The organism is Pseudomonas sp. CLCA07 (assembly GCF_053615335.1).
Genome location: NZ_CM132131.1, coordinates 2,044,681 through 2,061,624 on the forward strand (window position 1 = coordinate 2,044,681; position 16,944 = coordinate 2,061,624).

Annotated in this window: 21 protein-coding genes and 1 riboswitch; of the genes, 9 read left to right on the forward strand and 12 right to left on the reverse strand. The window is 59.3% G+C overall.

Annotated elements, in window-relative coordinates; translation table 11 throughout:
- Positions 1-60: 60 nt before the first annotated feature.
- A complete protein-coding gene (locus ACWGZX_RS09320; RefSeq protein ID WP_007947100.1) occupies positions 61-690 on the reverse strand; it encodes a LysE family translocator in 630 nt (209 codons plus the stop codon).
- A 242-nt stretch (positions 691-932) separates the two neighbouring features.
- Between ACWGZX_RS09320 and ACWGZX_RS09325 the strand changes: the two genes are divergently transcribed.
- From ACWGZX_RS09325 to ACWGZX_RS09335, 3 genes are all read left to right on the forward strand, one after another.
- Positions 933-1,898, forward strand: a complete 966-nt coding sequence (locus tag ACWGZX_RS09325) for a 2-hydroxyacid dehydrogenase (RefSeq protein WP_452628124.1) — start codon at positions 933-935, stop codon at positions 1,896-1,898.
- 33 nt (positions 1,899-1,931) lie between these two features.
- A complete protein-coding gene (locus ACWGZX_RS09330; protein WP_131059460.1) occupies positions 1,932-2,930 on the forward strand; it encodes a class I SAM-dependent methyltransferase in 999 nt (332 codons plus the stop codon).
- Between the two features lie 40 nt (positions 2,931-2,970).
- Positions 2,971-3,086, forward strand: a riboswitch (yybP-ykoY riboswitch).
- 100 nt (positions 3,087-3,186) lie between these two features.
- Positions 3,187-3,768, forward strand: coding sequence for a TMEM165/GDT1 family protein (locus tag ACWGZX_RS09335; protein WP_452628990.1), 582 nt, complete (start codon positions 3,187-3,189; stop codon positions 3,766-3,768).
- Positions 3,769-3,903: 135 nt separating this feature from the next.
- Here the strand turns inward: ACWGZX_RS09335 and ACWGZX_RS09340 are convergent, their stop codons facing one another.
- The 4 genes from ACWGZX_RS09340 to ACWGZX_RS09355 form a co-directional block, all read right to left on the reverse strand.
- Entirely contained in the window at positions 3,904-4,722 is an 819-nt protein-coding gene (locus ACWGZX_RS09340) for a M48 family metallopeptidase (protein ID WP_452628125.1), read from the reverse strand.
- A 161-nt stretch (positions 4,723-4,883) separates the two neighbouring features.
- Positions 4,884-5,507, reverse strand: coding sequence for an SOS response-associated peptidase (locus tag ACWGZX_RS09345; protein WP_452628126.1), 624 nt, complete (start codon positions 5,505-5,507; stop codon positions 4,884-4,886).
- A gap of 35 nt (positions 5,508-5,542) precedes the next feature.
- On the reverse strand, positions 5,543-5,803 hold the full coding sequence (locus tag ACWGZX_RS09350; RefSeq protein WP_452628127.1) for a putative signal transducing protein: 261 nt from the start codon (positions 5,801-5,803) through the stop codon (positions 5,543-5,545).
- Between the two features lie 15 nt (positions 5,804-5,818).
- Positions 5,819-6,001, reverse strand: coding sequence for a CPXCG motif-containing cysteine-rich protein (locus ACWGZX_RS09355; protein WP_452628128.1), 183 nt, complete (start codon positions 5,999-6,001; stop codon positions 5,819-5,821).
- 141 nt (positions 6,002-6,142) lie between these two features.
- On the opposite strand from ACWGZX_RS09355, the gene ACWGZX_RS09360 reads away from it, so the two are divergent.
- Positions 6,143-7,306 (forward strand): 1-acyl-sn-glycerol-3-phosphate acyltransferase, encoded by a 1,164-nt coding sequence (locus ACWGZX_RS09360; RefSeq protein WP_223515372.1) that lies wholly within the window; start codon positions 6,143-6,145, stop codon positions 7,304-7,306.
- A gap of 175 nt (positions 7,307-7,481) precedes the next feature.
- Here the strand turns inward: ACWGZX_RS09360 and ACWGZX_RS09365 are convergent, their stop codons facing one another.
- On the reverse strand, positions 7,482-7,760 hold the full coding sequence (locus ACWGZX_RS09365) for a hypothetical protein (protein ID WP_452628129.1): 279 nt from the start codon (positions 7,758-7,760) through the stop codon (positions 7,482-7,484).
- A 194-nt stretch (positions 7,761-7,954) separates the two neighbouring features.
- Here ACWGZX_RS09365 and ACWGZX_RS09370 point away from each other — a divergent pair, with 194 nt between their 5' ends.
- Positions 7,955-8,161 (forward strand): hypothetical protein, encoded by a 207-nt coding sequence (locus ACWGZX_RS09370; RefSeq protein ID WP_223515378.1) that lies wholly within the window; start codon positions 7,955-7,957, stop codon positions 8,159-8,161.
- A gap of 181 nt (positions 8,162-8,342) precedes the next feature.
- Here the strand turns inward: ACWGZX_RS09370 and ACWGZX_RS09375 are convergent, their stop codons facing one another.
- The gene (locus ACWGZX_RS09375) at positions 8,343-8,927 is read right to left on the reverse strand and encodes a YajG family lipoprotein (protein ID WP_452628130.1); all 585 of its coding nucleotides are present in this window, start codon (positions 8,925-8,927) and stop codon (positions 8,343-8,345) included.
- Between the two features lie 103 nt (positions 8,928-9,030).
- On the opposite strand from ACWGZX_RS09375, the gene ACWGZX_RS09380 reads away from it, so the two are divergent.
- Together ACWGZX_RS09380 and mqo are read left to right on the forward strand one after the other, a co-directional pair.
- Positions 9,031-9,228, forward strand: coding sequence for a hypothetical protein (locus tag ACWGZX_RS09380; RefSeq protein ID WP_452628991.1), 198 nt, complete (start codon positions 9,031-9,033; stop codon positions 9,226-9,228).
- 737 nt (positions 9,229-9,965) lie between these two features.
- Positions 9,966-11,474, forward strand: a complete 1,509-nt coding sequence (gene mqo / locus ACWGZX_RS09385) for a malate dehydrogenase (quinone) (RefSeq protein WP_223515384.1) — start codon at positions 9,966-9,968, stop codon at positions 11,472-11,474.
- 225 nt (positions 11,475-11,699) lie between these two features.
- On the opposite strand, the gene ACWGZX_RS09390 is transcribed toward mqo, so the two are convergent.
- The 4 genes from ACWGZX_RS09390 to ACWGZX_RS09405 all read right to left on the reverse strand — a co-directional run bounded on the left by ACWGZX_RS09390 (position 11,700) and on the right by ACWGZX_RS09405 (position 13,755).
- Entirely contained in the window at positions 11,700-11,987 is a 288-nt protein-coding gene (locus tag ACWGZX_RS09390) for a PA4642 family protein (RefSeq protein ID WP_452628131.1), read from the reverse strand.
- Between the two features lie 63 nt (positions 11,988-12,050).
- A complete protein-coding gene (locus tag ACWGZX_RS09395; protein WP_452628132.1) occupies positions 12,051-12,536 on the reverse strand; it encodes a hypothetical protein in 486 nt (161 codons plus the stop codon).
- A gap of 184 nt (positions 12,537-12,720) precedes the next feature.
- Entirely contained in the window at positions 12,721-13,194 is a 474-nt protein-coding gene (locus ACWGZX_RS09400) for a WbuC family cupin fold metalloprotein (protein WP_452628133.1), read from the reverse strand.
- 3 nt (positions 13,195-13,197) lie between these two features.
- Complete coding sequence (locus tag ACWGZX_RS09405; RefSeq protein WP_223515397.1) at positions 13,198-13,755, reverse strand: hypoxanthine-guanine phosphoribosyltransferase; 558 nt, start codon at positions 13,753-13,755, stop codon at positions 13,198-13,200.
- Between the two features lie 163 nt (positions 13,756-13,918).
- Between ACWGZX_RS09405 and upp the strand changes: the two genes are divergently transcribed.
- Positions 13,919-14,557 carry a uracil phosphoribosyltransferase gene (gene upp, locus ACWGZX_RS09410; protein WP_223515400.1) on the forward strand — a complete coding sequence of 213 codons (639 nt, stop codon included), beginning with the start codon at positions 13,919-13,921 and terminating at the stop codon, positions 14,555-14,557.
- Between the two features lie 2 nt (positions 14,558-14,559).
- Positions 14,560-15,834, forward strand: a complete 1,275-nt coding sequence (locus ACWGZX_RS09415) for a uracil-xanthine permease family protein (RefSeq protein WP_452628134.1) — start codon at positions 14,560-14,562, stop codon at positions 15,832-15,834.
- A gap of 87 nt (positions 15,835-15,921) precedes the next feature.
- On the opposite strand, the gene hemH is transcribed toward ACWGZX_RS09415, so the two are convergent.
- Complete coding sequence (gene hemH / locus ACWGZX_RS09420) at positions 15,922-16,944, reverse strand: ferrochelatase (protein ID WP_452628135.1); 1,023 nt, start codon at positions 16,942-16,944, stop codon at positions 15,922-15,924.

Genomic DNA, 16,944 nt, shown 5'->3' on the forward strand with positions numbered 1-16,944 from the left:
GAGCCGCACAAATGCTGGCTTTGCGCCAGCATTTGCAGGATGTCGAGGATCAGCCCGCTATCAATGCATCTCGGTGAACGCGAGTTTCACGCCGATGGCGATCAGCACCACGCCCATGGTGCGGTCGAACCAGTGGCCCATGCGGGCGAAACCGGCGCGTACACGCTGCTGGCTGAACAGCCGCGCCACCAGGCAAAACCACACCGCCGTCGCCGCCGCGAGGTAGACCCCGTAACCGGCTTGAACCGCCAGTGGCGTGTGCGGGTTGATCACCACGGTGAACAGCGACAAAAAGAACAGCGTGGCTTTCGGGTTCAGACCGTTGGTCACGAAACCGGAGGTGAAAGCGCCACGGGCGGTGCGCTCGCCGGCTTCCTTGTGCAGATTGTCAGCGACCGCTTTGGCCGGTTGCGCGCGCAGGGCCTTGTAGCCGATGTACAACAGGTACGCGGCGGCGGCCCATTTCAGCGCGTTGAACAGCACGATCGACTGGGACACGATCAGGCCGATGCCGAGCAGCGAATAGCCAACATGCAGGAAAATCGCCGTACCAACGCCCAGTGCCGTCCAGGTGCCGGCGCGTCGACCATGGGTCACGCTTTCACGCACCACCACGGCAAAGTCCGGGCCGGGGCTGGCCACGGCGAGCAAGTGAATCAGGGCAACGGTCAAGAACTCTGTCCAGTACATGGGGGCTCCTATGGGGCAGATCGGTCGAAATGAAATTCACAAGGTTAACGCCACCCCTGTAGGAGCGAGCTTGCTCGCGAAGGCGGTGTGCCAGACAACATCGATGTCGACTGACACGCCCTCATCGCGAGTAAGCTCGCTCCCACAAGCTTTGTGTCTGTCCTGACACTGCGTAACCATTTGTGTCATCTGATAGGCTCCGCAGATTACGCCTTCAGATCAATGCACAAAAGGTACAGTTGATGACGAACTCTCGCCGCGCCGTTTTCCTCGACCACCCATCCCTGGACCTCGGCGACCTCGACCTCAGCCCGCTGCGTGATTGTTTTGATGACTTGCAGCTGTTCGCGCAGACCACGCAGGATCAAGTAATCGAACGCCTCAAAGGCGCCACGGTGGCCATCAGCAACAAGATCCTGATCGATGCCGCGACCATCGCCGCCAGCCCGGACTTGAAACTGATCCTGATCACCGCCACCGGCACCAACAACGTCGATCTGGCCGCAGCCCGCGCCCATGGCGTTACCGTTTGCAACTGCCAGGGCTACGGCACACCGTCGGTGGCCCAGCACACGATCATGTTGCTGCTCAACCTGGCGACGCGCCTGGCCGACTATCAAAAAGCAGTGGGTGAAGGCCGCTGGCAGCAAGCGAAACAGTTCTGCCTGCTGGACTACCCGATCGTCGAACTGGAAGGCAAAACCCTTGGCCTGCTCGGCCACGGCGAACTGGGCGGCGCGGTCGCACGGCTGGCCGAAGCGTTCGGCATGCGCGTGCTGCTGGGTCAGATTCCGGGGCGCCCTGCCCGGCCGGATCGTTTGCCGCTGGATGAACTGCTGCCGCAGATCGACGCCCTCACCCTGCACTGCCCGCTCAACGAACACACCCGCCACTTTATCGGCGCCCGTGAACTGGCCTCAATGAAACCCGGTGCCTTCGTGGTCAATACCGCGCGCGGAGGCTTGATCGATGAGCAGGCGCTGGCCGATGCGTTACGCCGCGGTCATCTGGGCGGCGCAGCCACCGATGTGCTGAGTGTCGAGCCACCGACGGCTGGCAATGCCTTGCTGGCCGCTGACATTCCACGGTTGATCGTCACTCCACACAACGCTTGGGGCAGTCGCGAGGCGCGGCAGCGTATCGTGGGGCAGTTGACCGAAAACGCGCAGGCTTTCTTCAGCGGTACAGCGCTGCGAGTCGTCAGTTGATAAACTGCCGCACTTTTTTTCAAGGAGCAGAGTATGGATCCGCGCAGTGAAGTACTGCTTCGTCAGGCTGAGTTATTCCAGGGTTCGGTGTTGTTGGCCGGTTTGCCCGCCGACGATCTGCTGGGCCGACTGCCCGATGCCCACGGTTGGTGCTGGCACGCCGGCGACCAAGCCGCGCTGGACGCACGTTTTGCCGAGCGCAGCCATTTTGGTGTGAACGCACCCGAGCGTGAGTTCGAGACGGCGGTCGTGTTTCTGCCCAAGTCCAAGGACCTGACCGATTACATCCTCAACGCCCTCGCCTCGCGCCTGGCCGGTCGCGAGCTGTATCTGGTAGGCGAAAAACGCAGCGGGATTGAAGGTGCAGCCAAACAACTTAACCCGTTCGGCAAGCCGCGCAAGCTCGACAGCGCCCGTCATTGCCAACTCTGGCTGGTCACGGTAGCCAATGCGCCAGAAGCCAAATCACTGGAAAGCCTGGCTCAGACCTACGAGTTGCCGCTGGCTGAAGGGCCATTGAAAGTTATCAGCCTGCCGGGCGTGTTCAGCCACGGCCGACTGGATCGCGGCAGCGCGCTGCTCCTGGAGCATCTGGACAAGTTGCCGAGCGGCCACTTGCTGGACTTCGGTTGCGGCGCCGGCGTGTTGGGCGCCGCGGTGAAGCGTCGTTATCCGCACAATCAGGTCACTTTACTCGACGTCGATGCCTTTGCCGCCGCCAGCAGCCGCTTGACCTTGGCGGCCAACGGTCTGGAAGCAGACGTCATTACCGGTGACGGCATCGACGCCGCGCCCATGGGTTTGAGTGCAATCCTGAGCAATCCGCCATTCCATGTCGGCGTCCACACCGACTACTTCGCCACCGAAAACTTGCTGCGAAAAGCCGCCAAACATCTGAAAAACGGCGGCGAACTGCGCCTGGTCGCCAACAGTTTCCTGAAGTATCAACCACTGATCGAAGAGCACCTCGGCGTGTGCGCAATCAAGGCTGAGGGACAGGGTTTCCGAATCTACCGGGCCAAACGCGGCTGATAAATAAGTGCTTGCCTAACGGATTTTGCCTAGGCAGAATCCGCTCCGTCCTAGGGGAGTAGTCTCCCACGAGCGCCATGCTCGTCCGGCATACGTCAACATACTTGGTCCTCAGACCATGGCGTATGCGACCTAAGCGTCCGCATCAGACGGTTCGCAGGGTTTGACAAGACCTATGACACGAACACCTTACCCGGGGCGGGAAGGCTGTACGTGTCATAGCCGTGTCGACCCGCCCCTTAGGAAAACCCTGATGATGCTGGATTCATTTCTCGTTCCTACCGCAATCGTTGCCTTGGCCGAAATCGGCGACAAGACGCAACTGCTCGCGCTCATTCTCGCTGCCCGCTTCCGCAAGCCGTGGCCGATCATCGCGGGCATCGTCGCCGCCACCCTGGCCAACCACGCAGCTGCTGGTGCGGTAGGTGCCTGGTTCGGCAGTTTCTTCTCGAATGCGACGCTGCACTGGATCCTGGCCGCCTGCTTTACGGCGACGGCTTTGTGGACCCTGGTCCCGGACAAGATAGACGACGACGTCAGCACCGCTCGCAAGTTCGGGCCATTCCTGACCACACTGATTGCGTTCTTCCTCGCGGAAATGGGTGACAAGACCCAGGTCGCTACCGTGATGCTGGCTGCGCAATACCCGGATTTGTGGCTGGTCATTCTCGGCACCACCGCCGGCATGTTGATTGCCAACGTGCCTGTGGTGCTGGCCGGTAACTTTGCGGCAGACAAGTTGCCACTGACCCTGATCCGTAGACTGGCGGCGTCGGCGTTTCTCATTTTGGCGATTGTTGCGGTGTACAAGGCGATGCAGAGCAGCGGCTGGGTTTGACGCGATAAGTCGGTAGTCCGAGTTATCGTTCATCGCGGGCAAGCCCGCTCCTACAGTTGAAATGCATTCCCCTGTAGGAGCGGGCTTGCTCCGGGCGGCGTTCCGACGAAGGCGCCCGCAGCCTTAATACATGATTCAGGATTTACGCGAGTTCTCGTACAACGGCATCACCTTGGGAATCGCTGCCTGCAACGCGGCAATACGACTGGCCGACGCCGGGTGAGTGCTCATGAACTCCGGTGGCGAGCCTTCCGAGACCTTGCTCATCTTGTTCCACAGCGTGATCGCGGCGTTCGGGTTGTAACCGGCGCGAGCGGCCAGTTCGAGACCAATCAGGTCCGCTTCGTTTTCATTGGCGCGGCTGTTGGGCAGGGTCATGCCGTAGTTCGCAACGGTATCCGCCAGAACCATGCTGCCCTGGCCCAACCCTAACAAGGCACCGGCGCCTTGCTTGGCCATTTCAATACCATAGGCTTTGGACATCGCTTCACGACCATGCTCACGCAGGGCGTGGGCGATTTCATGCCCCATGATTGCGGCGATTTCATCGTCGGTCAGTTGCAGTTTGTCGATCAGCCCGGTGTAAAAGATGATCTTGCCCCCAGGCCCGCAGTTGGCGTTGAGTTCATCGCTCTTGATCAGGTTGACTTCCCAATTCCACTGAGCCGCATCCGGACGAAAAATAGGCGCCTGGGCAATCAACCGATCAGCAATGGCCTGGACGCGCAGGGCATTCTCACTGGTCTTGTCCAGCACACCTTTGCTGGAGGCTTCACCGACTGTCTTCTGATAGGACTGCGCATACATCTGGTCGACCTCTTGCGCGGGCAACATGGTGAACATGTACTGTTTGCGCTCAACCCCCACGGCGCCACCGCTGGTGGTGTTGACCGACTGGCACCCGGTGAGCAGCAGGCTGGCGCTCAGCGTCCCAAAAACCAATAGCTTGTTCATCAAGTAAACTCCCTCAAATCATGCCGCGTATCCTGGGCGTGGAAATGTATCGACGCCAGATACATAAAACTAAGACGCAAAATTCCGGCAAAGCTCTCAGCACCGCAGGAAAAAATTCTCAAGTCTGTGCGGGCCTTATCGCGGGCAAGCACAGCCCCCCATTAACCTGGGGTAAGACACTCCGGCGCATTCAGCCTCGGATCATTTACCAGGTTCGCCAGCACCCGCTCGCGTAACACCGCGGGCTCACTGGCAAGCAAGGCCTGCAAGGTATGCAACGGCGTCTCGGGATCAAGCCACGCCGCCTGCCCCGCCGCATCGAGAATCAACGGCCGGCGCTGACTCGCCGCCGGCTGCGTGATCACTGCCGTGCTCAGCCATACCTGTTCCTGCACCGGGTACGCTTCCCAGATAGCGGCAAAAAACAGTGACGAACCCTCACCCGGCGTCAGCCAGTACGGACGCTTGCGCGTGGTACCGCGCCATTCATAGAAACCGTTGGCCGGCAGCAGGCAACGTCGCTCACGAAAGGCCTGGCGAAACATCGGTTGCTCGGCAACGGTTTCAGCCCGGGCATGGGCCGGGGTGCGGGACAGATCGGTCAGCCACGGTGGCGTCAGGCCCCAGCGGGCGCGGGCCAGTTCGCGCTGGCCGTCCAGGCCTGCACGCAGCATCAACACCGAATCGTTGGGGGAAATATTCCACTGGGCCTGCTGATCGGCGGGAAAGCCGGGCAGGGCCGCGAAGGCGGGGTTCCAGCGAAACAGGGCATAACGTCCACACATGGGGCAGCACGACTCTTGATCAAACGAACGCCAGCCTAACAGACCAGCGTGCCGGGAAAGCTCTCCGGTTCATCGCCGGACAGCGGCAGCGCGGCATTGTACGCGGTGATGAGCGAGCGGGCGTATTCCGCCTGGTCGTTATCCACCGACAAGCCCAACAGGCCGAAAACCGGCAGTTCGCCAGTGCCGCCGAGCAAATGGCGCCCCACCAAATGCGCCTCAATGCCTTCGCTGGCCAACATGCTTTGCAGCAACTCGCCTTCCATGAGATTTTCCGGCTCGTAGATTCGCAGCATCGGGACGCCCCTTTTTCACTCGTTTTCGCTGAACACTTCGAGCAACCATTCCTGACCGTCGGTCTGCAGGACAAACGTTATTGGCCGACAACACACCGGACAATCTTCGATGTAGGTCTGATCTCCGCCGGACAGATCCAACACGGCCTCTGCTTCCTCACCACAATACGGACATTCGTAGCGCTCGGTTTCCAGCATCGCGGTCTCCCGGGTGACTTGTGCGTATAATCGCCGGTCTATTTGCAGGGCTATTTTTGTCTGGCTATTTTTTCAGACCGTGCCCTGTCGGTTTTGATCAAAACCTTTACTTACCCTAGCCGTTTCTAACAAGAGAGCATGATGGGCGAATTCGATGCCATCCGACCTTACGACGACAGCGAAGTCCCAGCGGTACTGGACAGGTTGCTCGGCGACAAGGCGTTTCTAGATATCCTCACCCACTTCCGCTTCCCGCGTTTTGCCGGTGCTTTCGGCTGGATGCTTAAACCTCTTATAGCTCATCGGCTGCGCCGCGAGTTCGCCGGTGTTCATTCGGTGGCCACGTTGCAGGACAAGGTCGAGATGTACGTCGACCACACCATCGAACGCGCAACAGACGGCGTCACGTATACCGGCGTCGAGCAGTTCAAGTCTGGCAGCGCCTACCTGTTCATCGCCAACCACCGCGACATCGTGATGGACCCGGCCTTCGTCAACTACGCCGTGTACCACGCTGGCCTGCCGACACCGCGCATCGCGATCGGCGACAACCTGCTGCAAAAGCCCTTCGTCAGCGACCTGATGCGCCTGAACAAGAGCTTCATCGTGCACCGTTCGATCACCGGTCGCCGCGAGAAGATGGCGGCGTATCAACTGCTGTCGGCCTACATCAACCACTCGATCCGCAACGATTGCGCCTCGATCTGGATCGCCCAGGCCGAAGGCCGGGCGAAAGACGGCGACGACCGCACCGAATCGGCGATCCTCAAGATGTTCCACATGAGTCGCAAGGACGAGCCGTTCGGCGAAGTCATTCAGTCGCTGAACCTCACCCCGGTGTCGATCAGCTATGAATACGACCCGTGCGATCAGGCCAAGGCGCGCGAGTTGTTCATCCGCGCCACCACCGGCAGCTACAGCAAAGTGCCGGGCGAGGATGATGTGAGCATCGCCAAGGGCATCACTGGCTACAAGGGCCGGGTCCACGTGAACTTCGCCGCGCCGATCACCGAGCTGTTTGAAGACACCAAGCAATTGGCGGTCGAGATGGACAAGCAAATCCTCGGTGGCTACCGCTTGTTCCCGGTGCACTACCTGGCCTACGCCCAATGGAAAGACGCCGACCCGCAATTGCAGGTACCGAAGGCTGCTGAAGTATTTGCGGCCGATGAACTGGCCAAGGCGCAGGAAGAATGGAACAAACGTCTGGAGGCCTGCCCCGAAGAACATCGTCCGTTCCTGGTGCTGCAATATGCGACGCCGGTGCGCAATCAGTACCGTGTGAAGGCCGGCTTGCCGCTGTAGGATTTTTGGCTGGATACGAAAACGGCGCCCTTGTGGCGAGGGGGCTTGCCCCCGTTCGGCTGCGCAGCAGACGTAAAAGATATTAGCCATCACGGATGAGGGCCGCTTCGCAGCCCAACGGGGGCAAGCCCCCTCACCACAAAAGCCCCCTCACCACAGGTTCTGTGTCGGAGGTTCAGACCCGCGTGCTAATCCACGACACCAGCAACGCCAGCCCGAGGCAGGCGAAACCGAAGCGATAGAAAAAGCGGTTCATGCGCAACGTCGCCCAATCGAGGGTCGGCTCTACGTTGGGTTGGCTCTGACGCTGAGCCACAATATTGGCCATGGCGCGTTGTTCGCGGCGACGAGTGGCGTGCAGCAGCCAACAGCCCGGAAAGGCAAGCAGCAAGGCCAGCAGATTGACCAGTTTGGCGGGATGGGCGGTAAACAGCGTCATCAAATGCAGCGACATCACGGACCTCAAACAAAACAGGTGTAGCAGACGCCGAACCGACGAATGCGGCGCGGATTCTACCGAAAGCCTCACCTCCCGCATCTGTTTTACGACAAAGAGCTCACTAATTGGCAGACTCCTGCCCTGAGTCATAACTTCGTCATCTAAATCCGTCAGTCTCCCGCCACACGAAAACGGACACGGAGACCGTCATGCTGCACGCTGAAAATCAGGATCGCCTCTACCTCATCGCCCAAAGTGAAGAACAGCAAACGTTGATCGGCAGCCTTGCCTTCAACGTTCAGGACCGCCACTGGCTGGTGTATTGCGCGCTGGGCGGGCATCAACATGCGGATTTGCCGGAGACGGATTTGCTGACCGGGGTGAGTGTGCTGGATTTTTACTCAGAAGCAGCCTGACATCACCCCAACCTGTAGGAGTCGAGCTTGCTCGCGATGGCGGCATCACATTCAATATTGACGTCGACTGACAGTACGCCATCGCGAGCAAGCTCGGCTCCTACAGGCCAACGATGTATTGCAAACATTAAAAAGCCCGGGGCCATTGCTGGCACCGGGCTTTTTTGAATCCGATGAATACTTATTCGCCGAGAACCTGACCCACCGTCGGGTCCTTGAACAGGCGCGTCAGCGCATCACTCAACACGTCACTGACCAGCTTGGTGTTGGTTTCCTGGTTCGGTGCCATGCCGAAACGCTGGTCCAACGATGCACCGTAACGACCGCTGTAACGACGATTGGCGTTCTGCACGTCGGAGCGGAACGTTGCGCTGATGGTCGCTTCTGTCACATACATGCCTTCTTTAGGCGACTGGTACTTCAGCTCGGCCAAGGTCACGGTGAGTTGCGGTGCATTCGGCGCATTGGGCGTCGGGGTAAAGCCCAGCAAGCGCACGGCCGCCTCGGCCTGAGCCTGCAACTTCGGCAGAATCTGCGAGCCCTGCACGGTGATCGCGCTGGTTTCCGGATACAAGCCGCCACGGGTGCCCAATGTTGGCGACGGACGACCGTCCACCACACGCACCACCACCGGCTGACCATGGCCGACTGGCGCCAGCTGCGTTGTCAGCTTGGGCTCAGGGTTCAGTTGTTGCGGGCTGTGGGCGCAGCCAACGAGGGTCAAACTGGTCACAGTGATCAAACCGAACAACAGACGTTGCAACATGCGTATCTCTCCAGAATCAGGTACAAACAGGCCCGCAGTATAGCGGTGCGTCACGACGGGTAACTAGCACCCTACAAGCCTTGAAGTAAATTCCTGTACCCCCCTGCACCGCTGCTCTGCCCTGCTCGACGGCAATGGCCATTGCCTGCAGTTCAAGCAGTGCAGCCTCCAGCCAATGGGAGAAAGCCGGGTGGAAATCGAAGAAATCCGTCTGAACGGGTTGCACCAACCTCTCCCCCCAAGCGCACGCGTTAGCACGCGCCAGCCACGTGCACGGGTGCAACATCTGTTGACCACCTGACCAGATGCCTAATAAAAGTCATTAAACACGTCCATTTCCCTGCGTTTCTTAGATACAATCTCCCCCCGATTATAAGGACGTCTCCTGATCGGGCCTCGCAGCATCGTTAATGCCTCGGTATTGACACCCCGCACCGCCCACAGAGAGCCGCCCACACAGATCGAGTGAAGCTGGCGCGCTTGCTGTTCCTTGAGCAAAAACCCGCTTTTCGCGAATCTGCAGAGCTGTCATTACGCTCGGTCACTGAGCTGTCTGCCCGTTTTGCCGGTCATGTATCCCATGACGGTAATGCTTGCGGGCACGGTGCCAGGCAGGGACAGCCCTTTTTTGAGGTTCACGTCTTCAAAAGAGCGTGAAAAAAACGGGTTTTCACAACTTCACAAGAGTGTGGCGAGCAAATGAATAGTTTTGCGTCTGAACATGCACCATTAGCGTCTGAAACAGCCCAACGACACAGGACCGGGCACTCCTCGTATACCGGAGCCTGAAGCCTGTCCGCTACGGATTTGGTTGCACAAACGGATGTATCGACCATAAGTCGAATTGCCAGTCGCGCGTTGAAATGAGTTCATAACCCTCATTGACCCGGCCGGTAGCGTCCGTCGAAGTTGCAAAAAATTGCGAAGATTCGGACATGGCAATACTCGCCATGGGTATCTGGGGCATCACTGACACGCCCCGTCACTCCTGGCAGCCATGCCGTCAATTTGGTGCTGCAGATTTTGGAGACGCGTTAAATGGCGCATAACGAAGCAGTCGACGTAGTACTGGTTGGGGCCGGCATCATGAGTGCCACCCTTGCGGTATTGCTCAAAGAGCTCGACCCCGCGATCAAGCTGGAAGTCGTCGAGCTGATGGATTCCGGTGCCGCGGAGAGTTCCAACCCGTGGAACAACGCCGGCACCGGTCACGCCGGGCTGTGTGAGCTCAACTACACGCCACAGGCTGCCGATGGCACCGTCGACATCAAGAAAGCCGTACACATCAATACCCAATTCGAGGTGTCGAAGCAGTTCTGGTCCTACCTGACCAAGAAAGGCACGTTCGGCTCGTGCAAGACATTCATCAGCCCGGTGCCGCACCTGAGCTTCGTGCAAGGTGACAGTGGCGTTTCCTTCCTCAAGGAACGCTTCAAGTTGCTGAGCAAGCACCACGCCTTCGCGGACATGGAATACACCGAAGACAAGGCCAAAATGGCCGACTGGATGCCGCTGATGATGCCAGGCCGTCCGGCCGACGAAGTCGTCGCGGCTACCCGCGTGATGAATGGCACAGACGTCAACTTCGGCGCCCTGACCAATCAATTGCTCAAGCACCTGACCAGCGCGCCCGACGCGCAGGTCAAGTACTGCAAGCGCGTGACCGGCCTGAAGCGTAACAACGGCGGCTGGACCGTCAGCATCAAGGACGTCAACAGCGGCAACACCCGTGACGTCGACGCGAAATTCGTCTTCCTCGGCGCTGGCGGCGCGGCATTGCCGCTGTTGCAGGCTTCGGGCATCGAAGAAAGCAAAGGCTTCGGCGGTTTCCCGATCAGTGGCCAATGGCTGCGTTGCGACAACCCGGAAGTGGTCAAACACCACCAGGCCAAGGTGTACAGCCAGGCCGCCGTGGGTTCGCCACCGATGTCCGTTCCGCACCTGGACACCCGCGTGGTCGATGGCAAGAAGTCCCTGCTGTTCGGACCTTACGCCGGTTTCACCACCAAGTTCCTCAAGCACGGCTCCTTCATGGACCTGCCGATGTCGGTTCGCGCCGGCAACATCGGCCCGATGCTGGCCGTGGCGAAAAACAACATGGACCTGACCAAGTACCTGGTCAGCGAAGTGATGCAATCGATGGAACAGCGTCTGGAATCCCTGCGTCGTTTCTACCCGGAAGCGAAAGCCGAAGACTGGCGCCTGGAAGTGGCCGGCCAACGGGTGCAGATCATCAAGAAAGACCCGAAAAAGGGCGGCGTCCTGCAATTCGGTACCGAACTGGTCGCGGCCAAGGACGGTTCCCTTGCTGCCCTGCTCGGCGCCTCCCCTGGTGCTTCGGTGACCGTTTCGATCATGCTTGAGCTGATCGAAAAATGCTTCCCGGGCAAGGCTTCCGGTGAGTGGGCTGCCAAACTGGCAGAGATCTTCCCGGCTCGCGAAAAAGTGCTCGAAACCGATGCTGCGCTGTATCGCAAGATCAATGCGCACAACAACATCGCACTGGAACTGGTTGAAGCCAGTAACGAGACCGAAAGCTACGCTTGATTCGGCCCCATAAAAAACGCCCCGTTCTCACTGAGAGCGGGGCGTTTTTTTATGGCCGGCAAAATGGATGATTCAAGATCTTCAGCATTTGTGCCAGCCTCTTCGCGAGCAGGCTCGCTCCCACAGTGGATCGGCGCACACAAATCAAATGTGGGAGCGAGCCTGCTCGCGAAGGGGCCAGCACCAACACCAAACAGGTCAGGGCAACAACCCGTCTGCCTGAGGTTAACCGCGGGCCTTGGCGATCAATTCGATGTACTCGGCCGCATTGCGCTGATCCTTGATCAGGGCGACGAAGTCATTGCCATGCTCATCTTGGCCATTGAGGTCCAGACCTGCCTCGACGAAGAACGTCAGGAAACGCTCAAAGTCATCGATGCGCAGACCACGGTAGGCCTTGATCAATTTGTGCAGCGACGGCGAAGTGGCGTCGACTGGCTCGAAATCGAGGAACAACTTGATCTGCTTGTCGGCGATCTCGTCACCAATCACTTGCTTCTTATCTTTACGCATTGCCGACTCCAGCTCGCAGACATTTCACGGGGCGGGCAGTTTACCCCTCCCTTGGCGCCGGGCTCAACGCATGCGAGTGGCCCCGGTGTGCAAATCAGCCCAGACATGGCCATTGGCATAGCTGAGGAACTGGCAATACACCGTGTCATTGCGCAACAAGTCGATCACCACCCGGTACTGCGCCATCGGATAAAACAGCGTCAGGGTTTTACTTTTGTCATCGTAGACCGGCTTTTTCAGGCTTTTGCTTTCGCCATCGAAGTTGACCAGCACCTGGTTGATGGTCGCGCCCTTGTTCAAGGATTTGCCCTTGAGGCGGATCAGCAACGGTGACGTGACGGGAATCGGCTGTTGATTGGACTGGCGCTGGCTACCCACCACCACCGAATACTCGGTGACCTGCAAGAGTTGTTGCTGCTCGGGCTCTGCGTCGCGCAGGGTCAGGTCATCGGGTGGCAGAAACTGTGCGTGCATCGGTGCCGGGGCGGCCGCCAGTGGCAGGCTGAGGGTCAACAACAAGGCGGCAAAGCTGCGAATCAAAAGGCTCATGACGGGCTCCGGGGGGCGGGGCCGGGCACTTTATCATGAGCTAACGGACGTAGATCGGTGAACACATCCCTTGTGGGAGCGAGCCGGCTCCGGGCGGCGTTCCGACGAAGGCGATTTCACTGACACATTGATGTCGAATGTGCCAATGCTTTCGCGAGCAGGCTCGCTCCTACAGGAAGTGGGATCAGTCAAATTGTGAGTGCATCCACGCCTGATACTCGGCGACACCTGGCTCGCCTTCACGAGGCGCCCAATCCGCCAGTTCGCCTTCTCCCACCGGGCGATACGGACCGGCCTTGCACTCGAACATCAGGCTGTCGGCTTCCAGCACCACCAATCCGTGGAAAACACCAGTGGGCAGGTCCACGCCGACACAATCGCCACCGGCTTGCAGGATTTGCTTTTTAACCACCCCGCCGGCCTCGTCGAAGATCAGCACGCCAAGGCGCCCCTTCAGGACCAGCAAGGTTTCAGCCTTGTTTTCGCCCAAGTGCCGGTGAGGCGGGATATAGGTGCTCGGCTGCAAACCCACCGCCATGCGATGGCAAGCGTCTTCCATCTGATGAAAGTTGTGATGCTGTCGTCCACGAGGATTAGCCGCTGCTTTCTCGGCCAATTCAGTGAACAGCGTTTGATCCAGAAAGCGCGGCGTGGCCATTGATTACATTCCTTTAACAGCAAAGATCCCGTTAGCGTTACGCCAGTAGCCTTTGTAGTCCATGCCGTAACCGAAGATGTAACGATCGATGCACGGCAGGCCGACGAAATCGGCTTTCAGGTCCGGGCGAGCCTTACGGTCGTGGTCTTTGTCGATCAGCACGGCGGTGTGCACTTTGCGCGCGCCGGCGTGTTTGCAGAAATCGATGATTGCGCCCAGGGTGTGACCTTCGTCGAGGATGTCGTCGATGATCAGCACGTCACGGTCGATGAACGACACTTCCGGCTTGGCTTTCCAGAACAGGTCGCCGCCGCTGGTTTCGTTGCGATAACGGGTGGCGTGCAAGTAGGACGCCTCCAGCGGAAAGTGCAGGTGCGGCAACAACTTGCCGGAAAAAATCAGGCCGCCGTTCATCACGCAGAACACCACCGGGTTGGAATCCGCCAGTTGATCGTTGATTTGCGCACCGACGCGGGCGATGGCCGCCTCGACTTCAGCTTCGGTGTACAGGCAGTCAGCCTCTCGCATGATTTGACGGATATGCTCGAGATCAGCGGACATGGCGCTCTCCAGGGGGTGGCTGTTCGGGAAAAGCGGGCAAAGGTACGCATCCCACACGGCCAGATCAAGCGTTTGTGGACTAACGTACTGTATGTCTATAGGACAACACCCTCGGATAGATTAATCTAGGCCGGTTTTTTTGCCCGCCGCCGGAGCCTTTCCCATGCCCATCCTCGAGATCCGCCACCCGCTGATCCGTCATAAACTTGGCCTTATGCGCCGTGCAGACATCAGCACCAAGAATTTTCGTGAGCTCGCTCAGGAAGTCGGCGCCCTGCTGACCTATGAAGCCACCAAAGACCTGCCACTGGAGACCTACGACATCGAAGGCTGGTGCGGCACGGTGTCGGTCGAGAAAATCGCCGGCAAGAAAATTACTGTAGTACCGATTTTGCGCGCTGGTATCGGCATGCTCGAAGGCGTGCTGAGCCTGATCCCGGGCGCCAAAGTCAGCGCCGTGGGCGTGGCCCGAAACGAAGAGACCCTGCAAGCCCACACCTACCTGGAAAAACTGGTCCCGGAAATCGACGAGCGCCTGGCGATGATCATCGACCCGATGCTCGCCACCGGCAATTCCATGGTCGCCACCATCGACCTGCTGAAAAAGGCCGGTTGCCGCGAGATCCGCGCCATGGTGCTGGTGGCAGCGCCCGAAGGCATCGCCGCTGTGGAGAAGGCTCACCCGGACGTGACCATCTACACCGCCTCCATTGACGAAAAACTGAACGAACACGGTTACATCATCCCGGGCCTGGGCGATGCCGGTGACAAGATTTTCGGCACCAAGCAGAAGGACGCTTGAGCATGCAGCAGGAGTTCAACGATCCGCTCTGGCGCACGGTGCTGTCGGGTGCACAGATGCTGTTCGTGGCCTTCGGCGCGTTGGTGTTGATGCCCCTGATTACCGGCCTCGACCCGAACGTGGCGCTGTTCACCGCAGGCTTGGGGACGATTTTGTTTCAGATCGTCACCGGACGTCAGGTGCCGGTGTTCCTGGCGTCGAGCTTTGCCTTCATCACCCCGATCATCCTTGCCAAGGGCCAGTTCGGCCTCGCGGCGACCATGGGCGGCGTGATGGCGGCAGGCTTCGTCTACACCTTCCTCGGCCTGGCCGTGAAAATCAAAGGCACCGGTTTTATTGACCGCCTGCTGCCACCGGTGGTGATTGGCCCGGTGATCATCTCCATTGGACTGGCCATGGCGCCGATTGCTGCCAACATGGCAATGGGCAAGGCCGGCGACGGCACTGAGTTGATTCATTACCAGACGGCAATGCTCATCTCGATGCCCGCGCTGCTGACCACCCTGATCGTCGCGGTGTTTGGCAAAGGCATTTTCCGTCTGGTGCCGATCATCTCCGGCGTACTGGTCGGTTTTGCCATGGCCTTCTACTTCGGCGTCGTCGATACCGCGAAGATTGCGGCCGCGCCGTGGTTTGCAATTCCGAACTTCACCGCTCCCGAGTTCAACTGGCAGGCGATTCTGTTCATCGTACCGGTTGCGTTGGCCCCGGCCATCGAACACATCGGCGGCGTGATTGCCGTCGGTAGCGTGACCGGTCGCGATTACCTGAAGAAACCCGGCCTGCACCGCACGCTCCTCGGCGATGGTATTGCCACCACCGCAGCAGGCCTGTTTGGCGGCCCACCCAACACCACGTACGCCGAAGTGACCGGCGCGGTGATGCTGACCAAGAACTACAACCCGAAAATCATGACCTGGGCGGCGATTTTCGCCATCAGCCTGGCGTTCATCGGCAAGTTCGGCGCACTGCTGCAAAGCATTCCGGTGCCAGTGATGGGCGGGATTCTCTGCTTGTTGTTCGGTTCGATTGCGGCGGTTGGCATGAACACGCTGATTCGCCACAAGATCGATTTGGCCGAAGCGCGCAATCTGGTGATTGTGTCGGTGACCCTGGTGTTCGGGATTGGCGGTATGCTGGTCGGCACCGGGACGGGTCAGGATGACTTCGGCCTCAAAGGCATCGCACTGTGCGCAGTGGTGGCGATTGCGCTGAACCTGTTGCTGCCGGGCAATGACAGCTGGAAGCACAAGAAGGCGAATGAGCCGTTGTTGTAAGCAGGCTCAAGAATACCTTCGCGGGCAAGCCTCGCTCCTACAGGTTTTGCGCTGACCTTGTAGGAGCGAGGCTTGCCCGCGAAGCTTTTAAAGGGTCAATGGCGCTCTTTCGCACAATGCACTCAACGCCCGCGCCCACTGCGGGTCATCGTTGAGGCACGGCACCAGCACCAACTCCTCCCCCCCCGCTTTGCGGAACTGCTCCAGCCCACGATCACCAATCTCTTCAAGTGTCTCGATGCAATCGGCAACGAATGCCGGGCACATCACCAGAATCTTCTTCACGCCGCTTTTGGCCAACTCATCGAGCCGCGCTTCGGTGTAAGGTTCGATCCACTTGGCTCGGCCCAGACGCGACTGAAACGACACCGACCACTTGCCGTCCGACAAGCCCATGCGTTTGGCAAACGCTGCCGCCGTACGCAGGCACTGGCCGCGATAGCAGGTCGCGACCACTTCCGGCGGAGCACCGGCGCAACAGTCACCGCCGCCTTCGAAACTGTGGCCGGGATTGAGCTTCTTCAGGTGCCGCTCCGGCAATCCGTGGAAGCTCAGCAACAAGTGATCGTAATCCTGCTGCAAATAAGGCTTCGCGCTGGCGACCAAGGCGTCGAGGTATTCCGGCTGATCGTAGAACGGCTGGAGAATCGACAGCTGCAGGTCGAGTCCTTTTTCGCGCAGCACTCGCTTGGCTTCTTCGATTACTGTCGTGGTGGTGCTGTCGGCGAACTGTGGATAAAGCGGCGCAAGGGTGATTCTTTTGTGGCCCTGGGCGGCCAGCTGCACCAGTTTCGATTCGATCGACGGCTCACCGTATCGCATCGCCAGCTCCACCGGACCGTGGGGCCACTGCACCGTCATAGCCTGTTGCAGACGACGGCTGAGCACCACCAGGGGCGAGCCCTCCTCCCACCAGATCGACGCGTAGGCGTGGGCTGACTGTTCCGGGCGTTTGATCAGGATCAGCGACACCAGCAAGCGCCGCACCGGCCATGGCAGGTCGATCACATACGGGTCCATCAGAAATTGATTGAGGTAGCTGCGTACATCCGCCACCGACGTGGAGGCAGGTGAACCCAGGTTAACCAGAAGCAACGCGTGATCGGTCAT